This is a genomic window from Thermostichus sp. MS-CIW-25, from assembly GCF_054060015.1.
Genome location: NZ_JBSSCS010000020.1, coordinates 1 through 21499, shown reverse-complemented (window position 1 = coordinate 21499; position 21499 = coordinate 1). Strand labels below are relative to the sequence as shown.

Below are 21499 nucleotides of genomic sequence, written 5' to 3'. Positions count from 1 at the left end.
GATCCCCTTTTTTTACGAGACTACACAACGCTTGGATTTCTATGATCGTTTGATCGTTGAACAGACTTGGAGTACCCCTGCTGCACCGCCTGGTAGCGCCGTTTGAACTCCTGCTGCTGCACCTTGTGATCCACGATGGGATCCGGATAGCCACAACTTCGCCGTTCCCGCAAAGCCCAGGCTCCCTTGGGGTCATCTCCCACCCACAGCAGAGCAGGCGTATCCAGCCCTGCCAGCTCCGGCAGATAGCGGCGGATGTACTCTCCTTCCGGGTCATAGCGGGCCGCTTGGTTGGCCGGGTTGAAAATGCGCAGGGGCTTGGGATCCGTTCCCACACCGGCGCTCCACTGCCAACCGCCGTTATTGGCCGCCAGATCCCCATCCACCAGCTTTTGCATAAAGTAGCGTTCTCCCCAGCGCCAATCGATGAGCAGATCCTTGGTTAAAAAGCTGGCTACAATCATGCGGCAGCGGTTGTGCATCCAGCCGGTTTCGTTCAGTTGGCGCATGGCCGCATCCACAATGGGGTATCCCGTCTGCCCCGCACACCAAGCCTGAAACCAGTCCTGCCGATTGTCCCACTCCAGTGCATCAAAGGCTCGTCGATAGGCTCCGGTTTCCACGTGGGGCCAGTGGGCCAAGACATGCTTGTAAAACTCTCGCCAGCACAGCTCCTGCCGCCAAGTTTGCAAGCTGCTTTCGGCTTCTTCGCTGCGCACCTCGGCCTCTACTTCTCGCGTGGCCTGCCAAACCTGGCGAATGCCGAGGGTTCCCCAACACAAGTGGGGGCTGAGCAGAGAGGTGCCCTGTTCAGCCGGGAAATCGCGGGATCGCTCATAGTCTAAAATGCGCAACCCCTGACAAAAGTCTTCCAAAAGGGCCTGAGCTGCTGCTTCCCCCGCTGCCGGGATCCGCTGTTCGCAGACAAAGCCCAAATCCGCCAAAGTGGGCAGAGGCTGCGCCTTCAGACCGGACACCGGTTGTAGCCCTTTGGGAATCGGGTAGGGATCCCGCTTGGGCAAGCTCGCCCACCTGCGCCAGAAGGGAGTGAAGACCGAATAGGGCTCCCCCGCTTGGGTCAACACTTCCCCCGGCCCGTGCAGCAGCATATCTTGGTAGGAGAAGGACTGGATCCCGGCTGCGGCCAAACTGGCCTGCACTCGACTCTCTTGCTGTAGGGCGAACGGCTCCCCATCGGCATTCCAAAACACGGCCCTGGCTCCCAGGTCTGTGGCCAAGCACCGCAACTCCACCGAGGGATCCCCCAGCCGCCAGATCAGCGGGATCCCCATCTGGGCGTAGCGCTCTTGGAGCTCTTGCAGAGCCTGAAGCAAAAAGGCCACCCTAGCTGGGGCCATGTCCGACCGTCTCAGCATCTGCGGGTCGAAAATGAAGACAGGCACCACCTGAGAGCTGCGCTGGGCTGCCTCATGCAGGGCTGTGTTGTCCCCTAACCGCAGATCGCGACGATGCCAAAGCAAAACGGGGGAAGTCATAGGCTGCCAAGCAATGGGATCCCATCTTGGCTGGTTTCCACCGCCTCTTTCAACTCACTCCCCCCAAGGCCGGGATCCTGGGCAGCCAGAAGCTACACTGCGTTGTAAAGAACCTTGAAGAACCCTATCAAAGCTCTAGACTGTCGAACACCCGACTGGGACAATAGCGGCAGCGCTCATCCGGCTTTTGCTGGCCATCGCTGTATCCCATCGCGTAAGCTGTATCCCCCAACATCACCACAAGCTGAGTCAGCTTCAGCGAGAGCAACGGGTCAAGCGGCTCCGTCACATTCAGCATGAACTGCTCAATGGAGCGCCGCAGCGCCTCTGGCGTCTTGATCATCACGTCTCCATCCATCCATCGATGGCTTTAGGTATTCATACTCAAGGCAAGATGGACATGGACTCAGGATAAAGGTGGAAGGAAGAGATGCTCGTAGCATTGGCTACTGTTCTTGGGATCGAGCCGGCAAGGGCTGAGCTGATACATTTACGCTGAACACTGCTGAACATCACTGTTCAACTATGCAGCGATAGCATTCTGTTTGTTTCCAAACAGAATGGCGGTATCCCGCAAAGCTTTGAGTAGAATACCCAAAGCGCAGTTTCCGTGTCGTCTTACTACCAATTTTCTGCTTTGCTTTGGCTACCATGTTGGCAGACTCGAAAGTAAACAGAAAGATCAACTGGTAGTAATCCGTACTGAACATATTATACATTATTTTCAGTATAGTTGAGCTTATTATTGACTAGAGTCATGCTCCACACCAGCCAGAGCAGGCTTGCGGATGATGTTAGCCTAGGTATCCAAAAATGGCGACAGCGCGACGGGTGGCACGGGTAGCAGAGCTGATCAAACGAGAGGTCAGCCAAATCCTGCTCTCGGAGATCAAAGATGACCGGGTTGGGGCAGGGATGGTCAGCATTGTGGATGTCGAGGTTTCCAATGACCTGCAAAACGCCCGCATCTTCGTCAGCATTTATGGGGATGAGACAGCTCAACACCGAGCTATGGAAGGGCTAGCAGCGGCCACACCCTTTGTGAGGCGGGAAATCGGCCAGCGCCTCAGCCTGCGACGGGTGCCAACGGTGGCGTTTTTGCAGGATCGCTCTTTGGAGCGGGGATCCCGCGTTTTGGCCCTGCTCAACCAACTGAGACCGACCTTTGAGGCCAAGGCCCAGACTGGGGTTGAGGAACCGCTAGAGAACACCGCCGAGGGCGAAGAAAACGAATCGAGCGGCGAATAGTTGCACCATTTCGAGGGATCCGCGCTGGAGCTCAGCCTGCTTTGCACGAGAGAGCAAAGGATCTGCCTTGATGGCCACTAGATAGAGGGGCCTTTGCTTTGCAGCAATGCGGACAACATGGAAGAAAGGTTTTTTACCGTTCGTGTCGCGTAAGCGGGCCCTGAAGTTTTTGGATTTGTTAGGCTTAAGGGAGCTATACAGCCCTTCCCCCGATCGTCTATCCGTACAGGACTCCATGTCTGCGGCACACTTGCGCAAACCAGAGCGCTCTGCTCCAAAGGGCAGCGGCGTTGTTGTGGTCAACCTGCGAAAGGGCTGTAAGGTTGCTGTCCATGCCTTTCCTGCCTTTTCATGGATGTTCAAAGCCCACTGCAACCGGATCCCTCTCTAGGGGGTGCTACTCCACTCCAAGCTCTGCAGGCCCTAAACCAGAGTGTTGCCGAAGCTTTGGTTTCCTGCTTGAAAGGGCAACCCCAACAGGCCACTCAGCACCTTTTGCTGGCTCTGCCGCAGCTCATGGCGGCTCTGGGGGCCTTGAGGCAAAAATCTTCCCTTCGCGTGAGCGGGCCGGAGGCCTTGGCCGAGCCTGCAGGTTGCCCTTCAGAAGCCAAGCCCAAGCGCATCATGCACATCGAAGGCAATCGCGTGGAAGTGTGGGTGGATAACCAAATTCGCAGCAGTTGGAGCATTTGGTCGGTGGGAGATCTCAAGGAAGTCTGTCGGCTGGCAGAAGAGTTCGACTGTGGCCTCAGCTATTCTCTAGGAGGAAACTCAGAGTCTCAGTCGGAGATGCTGCTGTTGCCCTCCAATTCTGCTGATTTGTCCGACCGGCTCTCCAACCCCGTTCACGTAAGCGGGCCGGAGGCCCCAGGCTCTGCCGCCTAGCACCCCCAGCTTCGGTTGCTGCTTTTGCTGTTCAAATCCCCATGGCAGAACCCCAACGGCTACAGAAGCTCTTGGCTCAGCAGGGATTGGCCTCGCGTCGCCAGGTGGAAGCCTGGATCCTGGCCGGGCGCGTTCGGGTCAATGGGAAGGTGGTCACTGAGCTGGGCTCCAAAGCCGACCCAGAGCGGGATTGCATCGAGGTGAATGGGCAAGTGATCCCTTTGGCCAAGGATCCGGCGCGCTATGTGTTGCTCCTGCACAAGCCAGTGGGGGTTTTGTCAACCTGTGCAGATCCTTGGGGACGCAAGACGGTGCTGGATCTGCTCCCCCCATCTTGGAAACGGCAAACCCGCCTCTACCCGGTGGGCCGGCTGGATGCGGACAGCAGTGGCGCTTTGCTGCTCACCAATGATGGCGACTTGACCTTGAAGCTGACCCATCCGCGCTATCATCTGCCCAAAACCTACCGGGTACAGGTACAAGGGCATCCGAGTCAGGCCACTCTGCAACATTGGCGAGACGGAGTAGACTTAGAGGGGTACACCACTCTGCCGGCGGAGGTGGAGTTTTGTCCTGCCCCGGATTTCCGGCAAAGGGAGCATCCCAATTGCTCCTGGCTGAGGGTGGTGTTGTTTGAGGGACGCAACCGGCAAATTCGGCGGGTGGCGGAGCGTCTTGGGCATCCGGTGCTCAGCTTACATCGGGAAGCCATTGGCCCACTGGGCTTGGGCAACCTGAAAGCAGGCCAGTTCCGCCAGTTGGATCCCCATGAGCTCCAAGCTTTGCTGGCCCCTCTCACCGGGCACAGCAGCTCATCCTCGCAAGGACTCCGTCCCGCTTACGCGCAAGGACTCCGTCCCGCTTACGCGAACGGGAAGCGCCCTCTAAGGCCTCCGGCCCGCTCACGCGATTAGCTCGTCAGAGCCTCTAACTGAGTGCAAACTCTCACAGTAGCCTCCTTTCTTCCGCAGGTGGCCAAATGATGCAAGAGCCAGCATACTCTTTAGAAGCCCTGGGATCCCTGTTGCGGCAAACACGGGAGGCACGGGGACTGACGTTGACAGAAGTAGCTAACGATACCTTCATTCGCTGCCAATATCTGCAGGCGCTGGAGGAAGCTGACTTGAGCCGGTTACCGGAGCCGGTGTATGTGCAAGGGTTTCTCAAGCGCTATGCCGACTATTTGGGGTTGGATGGCGAAACCCTCTCTCGGCGTGCCTCTCCGCTTTTAAAGGCCTCCGGCCCGCTTACGCGATCGGCCAAAACCCCCCGCGCGCCAGCTCCTCTTGCTGTTGTCGGCCAGCAACCTGCCTTTGCCCTGCGTCCTCTCCACCTTTGGGCTGCTTATGTGGTGCTGATTGTGCTGACGGTGGGGGGATTGTCGGCTCTTTTGGAAGGCACAGGCAATCCCTTTGGGCGTTGGCTGGTGAGCCTGTCAACGGTCAGTCGGGAGGGATCCGGCCAGCAACCGCCTGCTGCCAACTCCCCGGATCCCACTCTGTCGGCAGCTCAGCCCACGGCCCGCCAACTGTTTCCCACCCTCGACCAATGGACGCGCATTCAGGGCGTCTTCCCCGAGGTCTTGGATGCTCACTCAGGGGGGGCGGGGCGCAAGCCGGTGCGTCTGGATATTCGCGTTGTGGAGCGCCCTTCCTGGTTGCGGGTCATCGCCGATGGGCAAACGGTTTTTGAGGCCACCTTACAGCCAGGGGCCGAGTTGAATTGGGAAGCGGAGCAGTCAATCGTGTTGCGTACCGGCAATGCGGGCGGTGTGTTGGTGACCTTTAACGACCGGGAGCTTGGAGTGATGGGCCGACTTGGGGAAGTGAAAGAGCTGATGTTCGAGCCGGGGTTGGATATTCAGTCGCTGCAGTAGGAACCCAGCCAAATGATCATCCCGTTGCGCTTGGCGTTATCGGCGGCAGAGTAGGAGCAATCTCCCACCCCTGGGAGCGGAGCTGCTGCAGCAGGTGTCGGACTTTGTCTATGTCTTTATCGCCGGGGTGGCGTTCCACACCACTGGAGAGGTCGATGCCGCTTGGCTGAAGGTGGCTGAGCGCCTGCAGAACATTGTCCGGGTTCAGCCCACCAGCCAGTAGCCAAGGCAAGGGCAGGGAGCGGTGGGCAAGTTCTGACCAATTCAGAGTTCGCCCCGTTCCACCCGCCTGTTGGGGGTGATAAGCATCCAAAAGCAGCATCTCCACACAGTCTCGGTAGAGATGGGCTACTTCCAGATCCGCCGGCTGGCGAATGCGCAGGGCCTTGATGCGGCGGATCCCGGGAAGCCATTCCCCCAATTGCTGACAATCTTGCGGGGATTCTTGGCCATGCAACTGGACAGCCGTGAGGCCCACCGTTTCCACCCAGGCGGCGATGGCGCGGGGATCCTGATCCAGAAAGACCCCCACCTTTTCCACAGGGCCGGGCAGGGATCCCACCCAACGGGCCATTTCCGAGAGGGGCAAATAGCGGGGTGTATTGGGCACCGCAATAAACCCAAGGGCACTCACCCCCAGTGCGGCGATAGCCTCCGCTTGATCCTGACAGGTGATGCCGCAGATTTTGACAAACAACCGGCCCATTGGGAGTGCTAGCTAATAAATAGCTAATAAACAAAGAATAAACACGGTTAGCTGCTGGTTCTTTAGATTTTTCTGAGGGTGCCGATACATCTACTTTTGTTCAGGGCGCATTTGCAAGGGATCCGGGTGCTCCGGGTGAAGCTTGTTGATCCGGTGCACCATTTGCCATAGCCGTCCAAAGTTGCGCTGGTTGAAGTGCATCACCAGCCGTGGCAGATGGGCAATATCTTCCTCGGCTTCCTCCGGCAAAGCCCCAGTTTGCTCGATCCGGCCCGAATCGAGAATGTCGGCAAACTCTTCGTTTAAAATCTCTAGGGCTTCCGGTGAAAGTTTAGTGTTCAAGCGCAAAACCAGGAGCTCTCGCACGTAGCGATTGCTGTGAAAGACGCGATAAAAATCGACAATCTGCTGACAGGCATCTCCCACATCGTCGGTTAGGGTGTAGAGAAAGAGATCCTCTGGGCTGATCAGGCCGCGACCGAGCAGGTGCTCCCGCACGTATTCGTCCCATTCTTTCCAGTAGCAGCCACCTGTTCTGTCTACCAGCACCAAGGGCATGAGCTTGGTTTTTCCGGTTTGCATTAGGGTTAGGCATTCAAAGGCTTCATCCTGAGTGCCGAAACCGCCGGGAAAAAGCACCAGCGCGTCAGTTTCTTTAACAAAAAAGAGCTTGCGGGAAAAGAAATACTTGAAGTTGATAACCCGATCGCTGGCAGCAATGACGGGATTGGCCATTTGCTCGAAGGGAAGCTGGATGTTGAGCCCAAAAGAGTTCTCCAGCCCTGCCCCTCGATTGCCGGCTTCCATGATGCCGCTGCCGCCCCCCGTCATCACCATGAACCCCCGTTGACTGATGCAGTGGGCGAACAACTGGGCCTGGCGATATTCGGGACTTTCTGGCCCTAGCCGTGCCGACCCGAAAACGGTGATCTTGCGTTGATGAGCGTAGTTTTGGAAGGCGGCAAACCCCTGCTCTAGATCCTCAAGAGTGGCCGCCAAGATCTTGGCATCCAAACGGCTCAGCTCTAGGGATCCCATGCGCTGCAGCGACTGCAAAATACGCAGCCAGGCTGTCCGGTTGGGGTGATGCTCCAACTGCTTTAGGCGAGTCTCAGCGTTGGAAAAAACCTCTCGCAGAAGGGAAGAAACAGAATCGGTCAAGCTGGGATCCTAAAGTTCTCTGGGATTCACTTTAATCAGTTCTCAGCACAAAATATCAACCAGGTTCCAATGCAGAACCCAAAAGTTACATTCTGAAACATCCAGGCTCCTGGCCTCAGGGCTGTCCTCAGGCTTCGGCAGGTGTGTCGAAGTGCTTTTCCAGGATCGTGGTCAGAGTTGCCTTGGGTACGGCGCCGACCACCACATCCACCTTCTGGCCGCCCTTGAACAACATCAGGGTGGGAATGCTGCGAATGCCGTACTGGCTGGCAGTTTGAGGGTTCTCGTCAGTATTAATTTTTACAACCTTAACTTTGCCGACATACTGCTCAGCTATCTCCTGAACCACAGGAGCCACCATCCGGCAGGGGCCACACCAAGGTGCCCAAAAATCGACCAAAACCGGAATATCGCTGCGCAGCACCTCTGCCTCAAAGGTAGCATCAGCGATATCTATTGCTGCAGACATGCTTGGAGAACTCCTGAAACAATACCTATCATGGTTTCTAATCTTAGCACAGCTCTCTGGCTGCTGCTGACCGAAAACTCGGCGTCGCAGGCCCCGGCATTCATGCCTGGGGATAAGTCACCGTCTCATGACAGGACGGGAGACTCGCTCCACCCGCTTATGGAAGGGTGCAGCGTTAAAGGTGAAGTAGAAGTATCTGGGGTGTTTTGGCATCTCAGTAGTTGAGGAGATGGCGTCCCCCACGAGGATATAGGCCCTCGTGTAGCCCATTGCAACGAAGCGCGAGGAGCGTGGAGCGATGGAAAAAATCCCCCGGCTTTAGCCGTGGGGAGAACGTTAACGATCTGGCTGGACTGGCCGGATTAGCATTGGTGAGCTGGGATCCCTTAGACAAATACCATTGGCTTATGACGGATTTTCTCGAAAGCAGCCGCATCAAAACGGTAGAGGGTTGCCGGTCTGCCTGTGCCTTGGGTGCTTTTCTGGCCGGTATCCCGCAAAATGCCCAGTTTTAGCAGGCGGGCGCGAAAATTGGAGTAGTCGGAGAACCCCTCGCCCAAAACGGTGCCGTAGAGCTGGTAGACCTCCCCTAGCGTGAAGGTGGCGGGCAAAATGTCAAAGGCAATCGGACTGTACTCCAACTTGGCGCAGAGGCGACGGCGGGCGTAGCGGCAAATCTCTTCGTGGTCAAAGGCCAAGGGGGGAATCTGGTCGGCGGGATACCAGGCAATGCCCTCCACTCCGTCCGCCAGCAATTCAGCATCCTGGAACCGCACTAGGGCAAAGTAGCTGACCGACAGGTAGCGCACCCCATAGGCATCCTCGGCCTCGCGGGGATCCCGCTCCGGCCCCCCAAAGGTGTAGAGCTGCTCCAGATAGAGGTTCCTAACACGAATCTTCTCGGCCAAGATGCGATAAGCCGCTGCTTCCAAGGATTCTGAGCGCCGCACCAGCGTTCCCGGCAGAGCCCAGCAACCGCGGAAGGGATCCTCCCGCCGCCGCACCAGCAGCACCAGAAGGCGATTCTGCTCGGTATCGATGGAGAAAATGACCGCATCCACGCCCACCCGGAACTCCGCCATGGCGATCCGGTTCTCCGATGTGCCTGCCACGATGCGGGATCCCTGCATAGCTTGGCATCGAATCCTCCACCAACAGCCTACCCAGTTTGTCGCTCCAGAGGGAGCCGCCGGCATGAACCACCGTCTTGCCGGTCTAAGCCTTGTCTGGGGCAAGGGCTTGCGTGTTCTGGGGGGAAGATGCGTTGCCGAGGGTGTGCAAAAGAACCTCGATGTCAGGCAACACTTTTGCCTTTTGCCCGATTTGGCTCTTTTTCAGCCACAGATGGCCCCTCAGAGAGGGGAAACAGCCGACCTTGTCTGACAGCGATCTGAACCCGCGTGCCCACAGGCAGAGCTTCCCGCGCCAGAGCGTGCAGTTCTTTGCCGGTCTCTGTGATCAGGCAATAGCGGTACTCTCGTCCCAAAAACTGCCGATCCCGAATGACAATGCCTCCCTGAGGATCAGGGTGCAAATGCAACTCCTCCTGGCGAACCATCAACTCTGCGCAGCGTAAACCGGGGTCGGGCTGATTCCTCAAAGCCTGGAATGGGATGTGCAGCAACTCTTCAGCCTGCCAACCCAACTCCCGCCGCTCGCAGCGGAGAAAGTTGGCTTGGGTAATGAACTCTGCCACAAAGCGGGTAGCCGGCTCCCGATAGACCTCCTCCGGGGATCCCCATTGCTCAATACGGCCTTCCCGCATCACCGCCACCCAGTCGGAAAGGCAGAGAGCCTCCTCTTGGTCGTGGGTGACAAAAATGGCCGAGGTCTGGGTTTGCTTGAGGATTTTGCGGATTTCTTCCCGCAGGTAGTAGCGCACCTGCACATCCAAATTGCTCAGGGGCTCATCCAACAGAATTAAGCTGGGCTTGGGGGCCAAAGCCCGCGCCAAAGCCACTCGCTGCTGTTGCCCACCCGAAAGCTCGTGGGGATAACGATGGGTGTAGTCTTCCAGGCCCACCAACCGCAACACCTCGTAAGCTCGTTCGCGCGCCTGCTGAGACGGATTTGGCAACTCGGCCAGGGGAGAGCGAGGGTCGCTGCGCAACGCTGACGCGGTCACACCGGTGAACCGTAGGCCATTCACGACAGTGGGCCGTAGGCCAAACATCACATTCGCCAACACATCCAAGTGGGGAAAAAGGGCAAAATCTTGAAACACCAACCCCACTCCCCGTCGCTCCGGTGGGATCCACTGCCCCTCCCCGGCCACAACCTGCCCCCCCAGGAGGATCCGCCCGCTATCCGGCTGCTCAAATCCGGCAATGGTGCGCAATAAGGTGGTTTTCCCACAGCCCGATGGGCCCACAATGCCGAGGATGTCTCCTTGGGGCAGGCGAAACTCAACTTCCCGCAAAACCAACTGCCGCTGGCCGGGAAACCCCTTGCTGATGCCCTCGAGCTGAAGGATGTAGGAGGGATCCTCGCGCACGGCAGTGGGACTTGGAGAAAACAAGAACTCAGCCATGACGGTTGTTGTTGCAAAAGATTTTCACTATTTTTACCACACTACCATGTCCCCGGATCCCGTCCAACCGGATCGAGATCCAACAGCCAGCAGCCAGATCTTGAGCAGGACAGAATAAGGTTTCTACGCCTCGCCCTGATTCCAAGCGAAGCAGCGGAAAATCAGTGTTAAACTTAGTTAACGAAGTTTCTCAGGCCTGGGCGGCGCTTGCTTGTGTGGCGCACTCCAGAGGCTTGTTCTAAATGAGTTTTGAGACAAAGTTTCCCGAACGTGCTCTGATTACAGGGGCCAGTCGAGGGATCGGCAGAGCTGTAGCCCTAGCCCTAGCTCGACAAGGGATAGCAGTAGCTCTGGTGGCCCGTTCCCAACCTGATCTGCTGGCGGTGCAAGCCCAAATCCAAGCCCAGGGCGGCAAGGCAGCGATTTTTCCCATCGACTTGGCCGACCTAGCGGCTCTGCCCCAGCAGTTGCAGGCTCTCCTGGATCGATTTGGCGTCTGCGATGTCTTGGTCAATAATGCGGGCATAGCCCATGTTGGCCCCTTGGCCACCTTACCCTTGTCGGATTGGCAGCGAGTGATCGACTTGAACTTGACGGCAGCTTTTCTGTGCGCCCAAGCCGTACTTCCCGGAATGCGCCGGCAGCGCTTCGGCACGATTGTGAACGTCATCTCGATTGCGGGCAAGCGAGCTTTTCCCAACTGGGGAGCCTACTGTGCCAGCAAGTTCGGCCTGATGGGCTTTTCTCAAGCTCTGGCCGAAGAGGAGCGACAGCATGGCATTCGGGTCACCAGCTTGTGCCCTGGTGCCGTGGACACGTCCCTCTGGGATACGGACACGGTGGGAGTCAACTTCGACCGCTCCAAAATGCTCTCGCCGGAATGGGTAGCCGATTTGATTGCCTACATTGTTCGGTTGCCCACAGGCGCGGTGGTGGAAGATCTCACCTTCATGCCTGCGGTGGGAGCCTTTTAGACCTGGCTGGTTTGGGGTTGCCCGTGACTTGGGAGGGTTTTGGCTATCGCAGCTTTTGACTGGATGCCCCTTGAGCTGAGTTGCACTGAGTTCTCTTAGCCTTTCGTTCAACAAGGAATATCCTGCTATGACCCTTGCAAAACCCGGATCTGGCTCGCAATCTCGAATGGATGACAAAGCCCATTTCAAGTCTCGGGTGATTCGAGATCGAGCCACTTTTGCGGAAGAAGAATTGGGTAGCTCGGATGTCTCAGATCCGGCTATGGTGGCGGCGGTGGAGACGCTGCTGCGGGGGATCGGGGAGGATCCCCAACGGGAGGGGCTGCGAAAAACCCCGGAACGAGTGGTTGCGGCTTTGAAGTTTTTGACCAGTGGGTATCGGCAGTCTTTGGAGGAGCTACTGAACAGTGCCATCTTTGATGAGGGCCATGACGAGATGGTGCTGTTGCGGGATGTTTCTCTGTTTAGCCTGTGCGAGCACCATCTGCTGCCCTTTATCGGCAAAGCCCATGTGGCCTACATCCCCAAGCAAAAGGTGGTGGGCCTAAGCAAAATTGCCCGTATCGTCGAGATGTACTCCCGTCGCCTGCAGGTTCAGGAACGCCTGACACGGCAAATTGCTGAAGCCTTGATGGAGGTGTTGGATCCCTATGGGGTGGGGGTGGTTATCGAGGCTACCCACATGTGCATGGTGATGCGGGGGGTACAGAAAGCTGGCTCCTGGACGGTCACCAGCTCGATGGTGGGGGTGTTTCAAGAGGATCCCCGTACCCGTGAGGAGTTTTTGAGTCTTATTCGCCATCCGTCCAATTTTTAGGGAGCTTCCCGGAGCTTTGCCGGTGGTTGGGTTGAGTTAACCCTCTGCTCAGGCTGGGAATACTAGCCTAAGATTGACTCAAACCCTGCCAGAAGCGAGGCTTGTCATGAGCGAGGTCAGCCCCGAAAACCAGTTTCCCACCGATTTGGACTCCAATTGGCAGCCCCCGGCTCCGCCGGTCATGCAGCGTCCGTCTCGTCCGGCTGCTCAAACGCCCCCGGTGGAGCCCCCAACGCAACTGGATCCGGTGCTGGGTTCAGCTTCCCAAGGGATGGGATCCCGGCCTGTCAACGCCAAAAGCCCCCCCAACCCCATTCTGGGTCGGCCCCTTCCGCCTGGTGTGGCTGTCGCTCCCCCTCAGGTACCGGTGCCTGTGCCGGGCTCTGCCGCTTCTCCTCAGATGCCCCCGCCCACCCCGGCTGCTGCTCGGCCTCCAGTGCCGCCGCCCAGCCCCAATCCTGCCGCTCCGCCTTTTGCGCCACCAGCTCGCCCAACGGCTGCCGGTCGGATCCCAGTGGCCCCGGCTACTCCTGCGGGCCTGACTCTGCGCCAACTGGTGCAGGAAGCCTATGACAAAGGCTACTCCGATATTCATTTGGGGGTGGGGGAAGTGCCTCGCTTTCGGGATCGGGGGCAGATGCTCTTGACCAACTACCCGGTCACCACCACCGAGATGTTCTATGGCTGGCTGCGGGAAAGCCTGCCGGAGAACCAAATTCGCCAGTTTGAAGAATGTTTGGAACTGGATACCGCCATCCAGTACGAGGGTTTGGTGCGTTGTCGGGTCAACTGCTTTGTTTCCTTGCTTGGCCCGGCTATGGTGATGCGTCTGATCCCGTTGAAAATTTTGACGCTGGAGCAGTTGCGGGCGCCGGAAGTCTTGAAGCGCATTGCCGAAGAGCACAAAGGCTTGGTTTTGGTGACCGGCCCCACCGGATCCGGTAAGTCCACAACCTTGGCAGCGATGGTGGACTACATCAATTCCAACTTTCCCAAACACATCATTTCCATCGAGGATCCCATCGAATTTGTCCACCAGAGCAAGAAATCGATGGTGCGGCAGCGGGAGGTCGGGATCCACACCCTGGAGTTTGCCAATGCCCTGAAAGCCTCTCTGCGGGAAGATCCGGACATCATCCTGATTGGGGAGATGCGGGATCGAGAGACGGTGGATATTGCCCTAAAGGCTGGCCAGACGGGCCACTTGGTCTTTGGAACCCTGCACACCAACAGCGCCGTCCGCACCATCGAGCGTCTGCTGGGGATTTACAAGCCGGAAGAACAGGAGCCGATGCGCCTGCAACTGGCAGAAACCCTGGTGGCGATCATCGCTCAAACCCTGGTGCGCACCACCGATGGCAAGCGAGCTGCGGCCCACGAGATCATGCGCAACACCGATGCCATTCGCGACTACATCAAGCGGGGGGCGGTGGATGAAATTGAGGAGCTGATCGCCGACGGCTCCTATGAGGGCATGTGTACCATGAATCAATCCCTGTTTAGGCTTTACCAAGAGGGGCGGATTACCGAAGAGGTGTGTCTGGAGGCTGCCCCACGCCGCAATGAGATGGCCCAATGGCTGCGAGGCCGGATCTAGGGCCAGTCTCGAGATGGAGTCACGCCAAAGTGCTTGAGGGAAGGTTTGCCCTATCCTAAACTGGGAGCAGCCGGCGGCGCTGGCTTGCCGAGCTACCTGCTCATCTCTTGGGCCGACCTTGGGCTGGGGGGATGGGTTGCGAATTGATGAACCGAATTGAAAGCAAGTTAGAAAACAGGAGAATCCCTACCGTGAGCGTGATCAACCAGATCATCGAGACCGCAGATGACCAGCTGCGTTACCTCTCAGTTAGCGAACTGGAAGCCATCAGGAATTACATGACCACCGGCGAGAGGCGCTTGCAAATCGCTCAGGTGTTAGCAGAAAACAAAAAGCGCATCATTGACCAGGCCCAGAAGCAGCTATTCGCCAAGCGGCCCGAGTATGTGCAACCCGGTGGCAATGCCTACGGTGACAAGCGCTACAACCAATGTTTGCGAGATTACGACTGGTATCTGCGTCTGGTGACCTATGGCATTATTGCCGGCAGCAAAGAGCCGATTGAGTCTATCGGCCTGATAGGGGTGCGGGAAATGTACAATGCCCTCAACGTACCCATCGCCGGCATGATCGATGCGATTGTCTTTTTGAAGGAAGCTGCCCTCAGCTTGTTGGAGCCGGCGGCAGCCGCTGAAGCCGCCCCTTACTTTGACTACATCATCAATGCCATGAGCTAGGGAACTACAGGGATCCCAAGGCAGCCCGGGCATGTACGGCCACCTGTTCTTGGGAATCCTGGGCCAGTCGGGTCAGTCCGGCGCGAGCGGCTTCTGTTCCCAACTTGGCCAGGGCAATGCAGACGCGGTAGCGCAGTTGCCAGTCGTCGGAATCAATGAGGGGATCCAGGTAGGGGATGGCCCGCGGATCCCCCAGATCGCCCAAGGCAGCGGCAGCGGCTGTGGTGATCAGCTCGCTCTTGTCCTGCAAAGCTTCCACCAGAGTGTCGAAGGCGGCAGGGTTCCCCAGCTCTCCCAGGGCAGCGATGATGCTAAACCGTACCAGCCACTCCGTTTCTCGCCGATAAGCTTCCAGGAGATCGGCCAGGGCCTGTGGCTGCTTGAGATCCCCCAGGGCAGCGGCGGCAGCAGCCCGCACATCGAACTCCGGATCCTCTCGCAAAGAGCGCTGCAAAATGGGCAACAGTAGGTTCGGATCGACGCCAGACAGGGTGCCCATCTGGCTGATGGCAGCATAACGGACGCGGGCATTCTCGTCGTGAATCGCTCGCTGCAGCAATGTCAGGGCTTCTGGCCCAGGCAGTTCTCTGGCTTTGTTGACAGCGCGCAGCCGATTTCCCAAGTCTTGTGAGCTCAACAGCTCCAGCAAAGCGGGCAGTGCCGGAGGATCCCCAGAGGTTGTTGTCATATCCCATTCTCTCCATAACCCTCCTCGGCCATAGCGAGGGAGGAAAAGCCGATGTTATTATCTTGAAGCAGTGCATCCAGTCCCTTGATCTTATGTCCTTATTGCAACAAGAGAAGCAGCAGATCATTGAGAGCTATCGACTGCACGACACCGACACCGGTTCTGCCGAGGTTCAGGTGGCTCTGCTCACCAGTCGCATCAACCAGCTCTCTCAGCACCTTCAGAGAAACCCGAAGGATTTCAACTCCCGCCGCGGCCTGCTGATGATGATCGGTCGTCGCAAGCGTTTGCTCAACTACATCGCCAAGCATTCTCCTGACCGCTTCCGGGAGCTGGCCGAACGGCTGAACATCCGGGTGAAAAAGTAGGCAGCCCATCCAAAACGCTATCGGAGATCTGTCTTCGTGGGCAAATCCAGCCGCCAGTCCAAAACCTTTCGCCGTCGCTCCCCCTCCGCCTCTGTTGAGGTGGAGAAGAAGCCGGCCAAGAAGGAGCCTGTTGCCGTGATTCCCCCTGAGGTCAGCCGGCGGATGGTGCGGCGGATTCTGGTGTTTTCTGGGATCCCTTCGGGGCTAGGTCTGAGCAGCTTTTTTGTGAATTACTATCTCTTGACCAACCACGTGGTTCCTCTGCCCCCTTACTTCACCTTGGCGGAGTCGCTAACTTTGTTTGGCCTTGGTTTTTTGGGCATCAGCTACGGTGTGTTCTCAGCTTCCTGGGATCCCCAGCCCGGATCCCTGCTGGGCATTGGAGAGTTTCGGCGCAATTTGGGCAACGTCATCCAACAGTGGCGGGAATCTGCTGCCCGATCTTCTGAATCTTCCGACTCTGGAGAAGCTTGATTCTTCTCCCATCGCCTTTTCCAGGCCGGTTGCTGCCTACAATCAAGAGGGATCCCATCCATCCCGGCGGCAGCGGCTACCCCCAGTTCTCCAGCATGAAAATAGCCTACTTCGACTGTGCGGCGGGCATTGCCGGCGATATGTGTCTAGGAGCCCTGCTGGATTGCGGGGTGCCTTTGGAGTACCTCAACCGTCAGCTCCAGGCGTTGGGCATCGAGGGGGAATATAGCCTGCAGGTGAGCCGGGTGCAGCGGTGTGGGCAGCCTGCTCTGCAAGCTGTGGTGGAGGTGCTGGGATCCCAGAGTGGGGGATCCCTTGCTCGGCACTGGTCGGAGATTCAGGCTTTGATTGCCGGATCCCAGCTTTCCCCAGCCATCAAGACCCGCAGCCTGGCGGTGTTTGAAAAGTTGGCGCAGGCAGAAGCAAAAGTCCATCAAGTGCCCGTGGAAAAAGTGCACTTTCACGAAGTGGGGGCAGTGGATGCTTTGGTGGATATTGTCGGCACTTGCATCGGCCTGGATTGGCTGCAGGTGGAGCGGGTGTTGTCATCCCCCCATCCTATTGGGGGCGGCTGGGTGAGCACAGAGCATGGCAAATTGGCCGTGCCGGTGCCGGCGGTGATCGAGTTGTGGGAAATGGGCCGCGTGCCGGTGTTCAGCAACGGGGTGGAAGCCGAGCTGGTGACCCCCACAGGAGCAGCCTTGGCTGTGGCGTTGGCGGAAGAGTTTGGCCCCTGTCCGCTGATGCGGGTGGAAAAAGTGGGGCGTGGGGCCGGTGCCCAAGAGCTGCCCATTCCCAACGTGTTTCGTCTCTGGATTGGGGAAGCCGATGGGGGAGAGCTAACGGAAACGGTATCGGTGTTGCAAACCCAAATCGACGATCTCAACCCCCAAGTGATTGCCTACACCTGCGAGCAGTTGTTGGCCCTGGGGGCCTGGGACGTGTTTACCCAGCCGATCACCATGAAACAGGGGCGACCGGGGATCCTGCTCACCGTTATCTGTCCGCCGGATCGGGTGCCGGAGTGTCAAGATCTCATCTTCCGGGAGACCACCACCCTGGGCATTCGCCACTTCCAACAGCAGCGCACCCTACTGGAGCGGGTCATTGAGCGGGTGGAAACCCCTTACGGCCTGGTAGACATCAAGGTAGCCCGCCACCATGGCCGCATCGTCAACGCTCAGCCGGAGTTTCGCGATTGTGTGGCCCGCGCCCAGGAATTGCACGTGCCGGTTCAGACGGTGTGGCTGGCGGCCCAATCGGCTTGGCAAAGCCGGTTGCAAGGTTGAAGGGACACTGGCTTTAAGCAAGGGGTGTGTGGGTGAGCAAGACCCAGAGCCAAGACGGTTTGGATGGGACAAGGGGGATCCGCGTTTCACCCCCAATGAATCCGCTCCTGTTGAACACAGATTGGCACCCATGGCCTGCTAGCCTGGGAGATGTCGATCTTGCTCTCTCCGCCGACCACAACAATGGAATCCCAAGCCTCTCAATTTAACTTCGACCGCAAACTGTGGGATCGGTTTATCACCGTGGCCCAGCCCTACTTTTACCCCAGAGTGCGCTATGGGGGCTGGATCTTTTTGGGCTTGCTGGCAGCGGCCATGGTGTTTGTGGTTGCCCTGATGTTCTTTGTGGAGATTGGGGTAACTTTGGTCGGTCAGGCCCTGTTCCCGGAGTTTTTCACCAATGTGGCAGCCGGATTGGTGGCGCAAACGGAGAGAAACTTGTCCTCGCCAGTGCTGTGGGTGGCCTCGGTCAGCTTGGCTTTGAGCAGCCTTTGTTTTGGGGCAGTGTGGCGGCAGCTTCGCCAGCGCTGGTTGCAGTGGGCGCTGCTCACCTTTTTGCTGTTTCTGTCGCTGACGGTAAACCGGCTGAACGTGATGATTAGCTTTATCTTTCGGTTTATCGACACAGCTCTGCAGCAAAAAGAAGAGCCCACTTTCTGGCAGTTTTTGATTATTTATGGAGTGCTGATTATCTCAGCTATTCCCATTTTGGTGATCTACCGCTACACTCGCCTCAAGCTAGGGCTGTTTTGGCGAGAATGGCTGACCGATCATTTTCTGGATCGCTACTTCAATCAGCGGGCTTACTACGAGCTGGATTCCAACGCCGCCAACACCGAAATCGACAACCCCGACCAGCGTATATCAGAGGATGTCCGCTCCTTTACCGGCACCACCCTCTCCTTCCTGTTGGACATCCTTGACTCGATTCTCACCCTCTACGCCTTCACCGGCATCCTCTACGGCATTTCTCGTCCGTTGGCGTTGGGGCTGGTAGTCTATGCCACCATTGGTACCGCCATCGCCATTTTGGCTGGTCGCAAGCTGATCAAAATTAACTTCGATCAACTGCGCTACGAAGCCGATTTTCGCTACAGCTTAGTGCACGTGCGGGATAATGCCGAGTCCATTGCCTTCTACCAGGGAGAGGATCAAGAACTCAGGCAAATTTTGCATCGCTTTGGTGCGGCCTTGCGCAATTTTAATTTGCTGATCATCTGGCAGGCCATCATCGATATTTTCCAATACGCCTACAACTATTTCACCCGCATTGTGCCCTATGTCATCGTGGCTCCCCTCTATTTCAGCGGCGTGCGAGACTTCGGCACCATCACCCAGGCCACCATTGCCTTCAGCCAGGTGTTGAGCGCCCTCTCCATTGTGGCCAACCAGATTCAAAGCATTTCCAGTTTTGCCGCTGGGATCAACCGCTTAGGCTCCTTTCACGAGTCTCTGGAAGATCCGGCGCTGCGCCACACCGGCGCTCGGGAAAGCAACATTCAAACTCGCATTGCCCAGCAATTGGCGCTAAACCACGTCACTTTGCTCACCCCCAATTCAGAACGAACCCTGGTTCGGGATCTCTCCTTCGCCTTGGAAGCCGACCAACGGCTGCTGATTGTCGGTGTTAGCGGCAGCGGCAAAAGCTCTCTGCTGCGGGCCATTGCCGGCCTATGGACCAACGGCAAGGGATCCATCGCCCGCCCAGATACCCAGGAGATGCTCTTTTTGCCCCAGAAGCCCTACATGCTGCTGGGATCCCTGCGGGATCAACTGCTCTATCCCAAACGCCGCCGAGACCTCACCGATGAAGATCTCATCCGAGTCTTGGCCCAGGTGAACCTGGGAGACTTGCCGGAGCGGGTGGGCGGCTTTGATGTGGAGAAAGACTGGGCCAGCACTCTCTCCCTAGGGGAACAGCAGCGTCTTGCCTTTGCCCGCATTTTGATCACCCAGCCCCGCTACGCCATTTTGGACGAGGCCACCAGCGCCCTGGATGTGGCCAACGAAAAACTGCTCTACCTGCAGCTGCAACACCTGAACACCACCTACATCAGCGTCGGCCATCGTCCCACCCTCTTGGCCTACCACGACCTGGTTTTGGAGCTGCAGGGGAATTGTGCCTGGCAACTGTGGTCGGTGCAGGAGTATGGTGCCCGCCTAGCCCTGGCCAGCTAGAAGCGCCGACATCTCCAGCTGACTCAAATAACAAGTTTTGCGGGTTTGGGACAAAACCCGGATAGGAGGCTGACTTTTCCAACTGGACGCCGCCCAAGGGAGGTGATAGCCTGTTATTCACAAGTATTCCGACCGGTTTACCGGAGATCACCAATGCCCCCCATGATCCCATCCGAGGCCAAGCGCTCCAAGGTGGAGCAGATCAAGGCAGACAGCCACTTTCTACGGGATCCCCTTCAGCAGGAGCTGGCCCAAGACACCACCCATTTCAGCGAGGCGGCGGTGCAGGTGCTCAAGTTCCATGGCGCCTACCAGCAGGATGACCGGGATCTGCGGCAGCAACGGAAGCAGGAAGGATTGGAGCGGGCCTATTCCATCATGTTGCGCACCCGCATCTCAGGGGGACACGTGCCCCCGCAGCTTTATTTGACCTTGGATCGGCTGGCCGATGAGTACGGCAATGGCACCCTGCGAGCCACAACGCGGCAGACGTTTCAGCTACACGGGATCCTCAAGAAAAACCTCAAGGCCACCATAGCCAGCATTCTCAAACAGATGGGATCCACCCTGGCCGCCTGCGGCGATGTCAACCGCAACGTGATGGCACCGGTTGCCCCCTACAAAAATCGCCCTGCCTATCGCTATGCCCAAGAGTATGCCCGCAAGCTGGCGGATCTGTTGGCTCCGAAGACCTCTGCCTACTACGAGATCTGGGTGGATGGGGAGCCGGTTCCCATCCCACCGGTGGATGAGGAAGTGCGGGAAGCAGAGCAGTTTGTGGGCAACGGGGTGCGCCTGGAGGGGCCAGAACCCCTGTATGGCCCCGTCTATTTGCCCCGCAAGTTCAAGACAGCCATCGCCGTAGCCGGGGAAAACACGGTAGATGTGTACTCCCAGGACTTGGGCTTGATTGTGCTCACGGATCGCAAGGGCAACTTGAAGGGCTTCAACATCGTGGTAGGTGGCGGGATGGGACGCACTCACGGCAAGGAAGAAACCCAGCCCTTGCTGGCCCAGAAGCTCTGCTTTGCCCCGCCGGAGGCGGTGTATCGGGTTTGCCAAGCGGTTTTGGCTGTGCAGCGGGACTACGGCAACCGGCACGACCGCAAGCAGGCGCGGTTGAAATACTTGGTGAGAGACTGGGGGATCCGCAAGTTTCGCCGTGTGGTCGAGCAGTACCTGGGGGAGAAGTTGTTGCCCTTCCGGCGCATGCCCAAGTTTGTCCCCAACAGCGACGACTACCTAGGCTGGCACGAGCAGGGGGATGGCCGTTGGTTTTTGGGCATCTCCATTGAAAATGGCCGCATCCAGGACACCCCAGAGCGGCAGCTCAAAACGGCGCTGCGCCGGATTGTGGAAGCCTTTTCTCTGCACGTGCGGCTGACCCCCACTCAGGACGTGATCTTTATTGACATCGAGGATGGCCAGCGGGAGGCCATCAACCAGATCCTCAAGTCCCACGGGGTGCTCTCCAAAGAAGAGATCCCTCAACTGGTGCGGCTGTCGATGGCCTGCCCTGCCCTGCCCACCTGTGGGTTGGCGATTACCGAGTCGGAGCGGGCTTTGCCGGGGCTGGTGCGCCAGTTGGATCGGCTGTTGCAGGAGCTGGATCTGCAGGATTCGCCCTTTTTGGTGCGCATGACCGGCTGCCCCAACGGCTGTGCCCGACCCTACCTGGCCGAGCTGGGATTGGTGGGATCCGCCCCCGATGGCTACTACCAGATTTGGCTGGGAGCCAGCCCCCGCGGGGATCGCCTGGCGCAAGTGTTTCAGGATCGGGTACACATCAGCCAGATCGTGCCGCTCATGAGAGTTCTCCTGCAGGCCTACAAGCAGGAGCGCCGTCCTGGCGAGAGCTTTGGAGATTACTGCCATCGGGTGGGGATCCCCTACCTGAGGGCCCAGGTGCAGCAAAGGGATGGCGTTTTTGCGTAAACTACCCAACCCTGACTGCTTCGCAGTACAGGGCGAGCTTAAGGCCTCCGGCCCGCTGGCGCGAACGGTAGCCCTGCAGTTGGCAAGCCAACCACGTTCGCGAAGCGAGCCGTAGGCTTGACCTCTAGGCT

20 protein-coding genes and 3 pseudogenes are annotated in these 21499 nt (G+C 57.9%); 14 read left to right on the top strand and 9 right to left on the bottom strand.

All coding sequences use genetic code 11. The features are described from left to right. Positions 1–20 precede the first annotated feature (20 nt). From ACVWZ1_RS08615 to ACVWZ1_RS08605, 3 genes and pseudogenes are all read right to left on the bottom strand, one after another. Positions 21–1496: a cryptochrome/photolyase family protein gene (locus tag ACVWZ1_RS08615; protein ID WP_457503131.1), complete on the bottom strand. Its 1476-nt coding sequence runs from the start codon at positions 1494–1496 to the stop codon at positions 21–23. A gap of 127 nt (positions 1497–1623) precedes the next feature. Continuing rightward, positions 1624–1854 (bottom strand): hypothetical protein, encoded by a 231-nt coding sequence (locus ACVWZ1_RS08610; protein ID WP_414399672.1) that lies wholly within the window; start codon positions 1852–1854, stop codon positions 1624–1626. 165 nt (positions 1855–2019) lie between these two features. Further along, positions 2020–2203 (bottom strand): annotated as a pseudogene (locus ACVWZ1_RS08605) (hypothetical protein); the annotation flags it as partial. A gap of 106 nt (positions 2204–2309) precedes the next feature. Between ACVWZ1_RS08605 and rbfA the strand changes: the two are divergent. From rbfA to ACVWZ1_RS08580, 5 genes and pseudogenes are all read left to right on the top strand, one after another. Further along, the gene (gene rbfA / locus ACVWZ1_RS08600) at positions 2310–2744 is read left to right on the top strand and encodes a 30S ribosome-binding factor RbfA (RefSeq protein WP_457503130.1); all 435 of its coding nucleotides are present in this window, start codon (positions 2310–2312) and stop codon (positions 2742–2744) included. 351 nt (positions 2745–3095) lie between these two features. Next, positions 3096–3629, top strand: a complete 534-nt coding sequence (locus ACVWZ1_RS08595; protein WP_457404785.1) for a hypothetical protein — start codon at positions 3096–3098, stop codon at positions 3627–3629. Positions 3630–3670: 41 nt separating this feature from the next. Next, positions 3671–4543 carry a pseudouridine synthase gene (locus ACVWZ1_RS08590; RefSeq protein ID WP_457503129.1) on the top strand — a complete coding sequence of 291 codons (873 nt, stop codon included), beginning with the start codon at positions 3671–3673 and terminating at the stop codon, positions 4541–4543. Between the two features lie 65 nt (positions 4544–4608). Next, positions 4609–4821: pseudogene (locus ACVWZ1_RS08585) on the top strand (helix-turn-helix domain-containing protein); the annotation flags it as partial. 156 nt (positions 4822–4977) lie between these two features. Continuing rightward, on the top strand, positions 4978–5505 hold the full coding sequence (locus ACVWZ1_RS08580) for a DUF4115 domain-containing protein (protein WP_457503149.1): 528 nt from the start codon (positions 4978–4980) through the stop codon (positions 5503–5505). 16 nt (positions 5506–5521) lie between these two features. On the opposite strand, the gene ACVWZ1_RS08575 is transcribed toward ACVWZ1_RS08580, so the two are convergent. The 5 genes from ACVWZ1_RS08575 to ACVWZ1_RS08555 all read right to left on the bottom strand — a co-directional run bounded on the left by ACVWZ1_RS08575 (position 5522) and on the right by ACVWZ1_RS08555 (position 10371). Next, the gene (locus ACVWZ1_RS08575) at positions 5522–6202 is read right to left on the bottom strand and encodes a phosphoribosylanthranilate isomerase (RefSeq protein WP_457503148.1); all 681 of its coding nucleotides are present in this window, start codon (positions 6200–6202) and stop codon (positions 5522–5524) included. A gap of 99 nt (positions 6203–6301) precedes the next feature. Continuing rightward, the gene (locus tag ACVWZ1_RS08570) at positions 6302–7372 is read right to left on the bottom strand and encodes an LOG family protein (protein WP_457503128.1); all 1071 of its coding nucleotides are present in this window, start codon (positions 7370–7372) and stop codon (positions 6302–6304) included. A 127-nt stretch (positions 7373–7499) separates the two neighbouring features. Then, positions 7500–7841 carry a thioredoxin gene (gene trxA, locus ACVWZ1_RS08565; protein WP_011431863.1) on the bottom strand — a complete coding sequence of 114 codons (342 nt, stop codon included), beginning with the start codon at positions 7839–7841 and terminating at the stop codon, positions 7500–7502. A gap of 386 nt (positions 7842–8227) precedes the next feature. Then, the gene (locus ACVWZ1_RS08560; protein WP_457503126.1) at positions 8228–8971 is read right to left on the bottom strand and encodes an NUDIX hydrolase; all 744 of its coding nucleotides are present in this window, start codon (positions 8969–8971) and stop codon (positions 8228–8230) included. Positions 8972–9135: 164 nt separating this feature from the next. Beyond that, entirely contained in the window at positions 9136–10371 is a 1236-nt protein-coding gene (locus tag ACVWZ1_RS08555; protein ID WP_457467087.1) for an ABC transporter ATP-binding protein, read from the bottom strand. Between the two features lie 242 nt (positions 10372–10613). On the opposite strand from ACVWZ1_RS08555, the gene ACVWZ1_RS08550 reads away from it, so the two are divergent. The 4 genes and pseudogenes from ACVWZ1_RS08550 to apcD all read left to right on the top strand — a co-directional run bounded on the left by ACVWZ1_RS08550 (position 10614) and on the right by apcD (position 14436). After that, positions 10614–11345 carry an SDR family oxidoreductase gene (locus ACVWZ1_RS08550; RefSeq protein WP_457467088.1) on the top strand — a complete coding sequence of 244 codons (732 nt, stop codon included), beginning with the start codon at positions 10614–10616 and terminating at the stop codon, positions 11343–11345. 247 nt (positions 11346–11592) lie between these two features. Continuing rightward, a pseudogene (folE, locus tag ACVWZ1_RS08545) lies at positions 11593–12162 on the top strand (GTP cyclohydrolase I FolE); the annotation flags it as partial. A 271-nt stretch (positions 12163–12433) separates the two neighbouring features. Then, positions 12434–13759 (top strand): type IV pilus twitching motility protein PilT, encoded by a 1326-nt coding sequence (locus tag ACVWZ1_RS08540; protein WP_457467106.1) that lies wholly within the window; start codon positions 12434–12436, stop codon positions 13757–13759. A 191-nt stretch (positions 13760–13950) separates the two neighbouring features. Continuing rightward, positions 13951–14436 carry an allophycocyanin subunit alpha-B gene (gene apcD, locus ACVWZ1_RS08535; protein WP_011431857.1) on the top strand — a complete coding sequence of 162 codons (486 nt, stop codon included), beginning with the start codon at positions 13951–13953 and terminating at the stop codon, positions 14434–14436. A 4-nt stretch (positions 14437–14440) separates the two neighbouring features. On the opposite strand, the gene ACVWZ1_RS08530 is transcribed toward apcD, so the two are convergent. Beyond that, a complete protein-coding gene (locus ACVWZ1_RS08530; protein ID WP_457467089.1) occupies positions 14441–15124 on the bottom strand; it encodes a HEAT repeat domain-containing protein in 684 nt (227 codons plus the stop codon). Positions 15125–15216: 92 nt separating this feature from the next. On the opposite strand from ACVWZ1_RS08530, the gene rpsO reads away from it, so the two are divergent. The 5 genes from rpsO (at position 15217) to ACVWZ1_RS08505 (ending at position 21368) form a co-directional block, all read left to right on the top strand. After that, positions 15217–15492 carry a 30S ribosomal protein S15 gene (gene rpsO, locus ACVWZ1_RS08525; protein WP_457467090.1) on the top strand — a complete coding sequence of 92 codons (276 nt, stop codon included), beginning with the start codon at positions 15217–15219 and terminating at the stop codon, positions 15490–15492. A 36-nt stretch (positions 15493–15528) separates the two neighbouring features. Beyond that, a complete protein-coding gene (locus ACVWZ1_RS08520; protein WP_457467091.1) occupies positions 15529–15966 on the top strand; it encodes a PAM68 family protein in 438 nt (145 codons plus the stop codon). Between the two features lie 95 nt (positions 15967–16061). Beyond that, positions 16062–17255: a nickel pincer cofactor biosynthesis protein LarC gene (larC, locus tag ACVWZ1_RS08515; protein WP_457467107.1), complete on the top strand. Its 1194-nt coding sequence runs from the start codon at positions 16062–16064 to the stop codon at positions 17253–17255. Between the two features lie 150 nt (positions 17256–17405). Continuing rightward, entirely contained in the window at positions 17406–19433 is a 2028-nt protein-coding gene (locus ACVWZ1_RS08510; protein WP_457467092.1) for an ABC transporter ATP-binding protein/permease, read from the top strand. 153 nt (positions 19434–19586) lie between these two features. Further along, positions 19587–21368 carry an NADPH-dependent assimilatory sulfite reductase hemoprotein subunit gene (locus tag ACVWZ1_RS08505; protein ID WP_457467093.1) on the top strand — a complete coding sequence of 594 codons (1782 nt, stop codon included), beginning with the start codon at positions 19587–19589 and terminating at the stop codon, positions 21366–21368. Positions 21369–21499 lie beyond the last annotated feature (131 nt).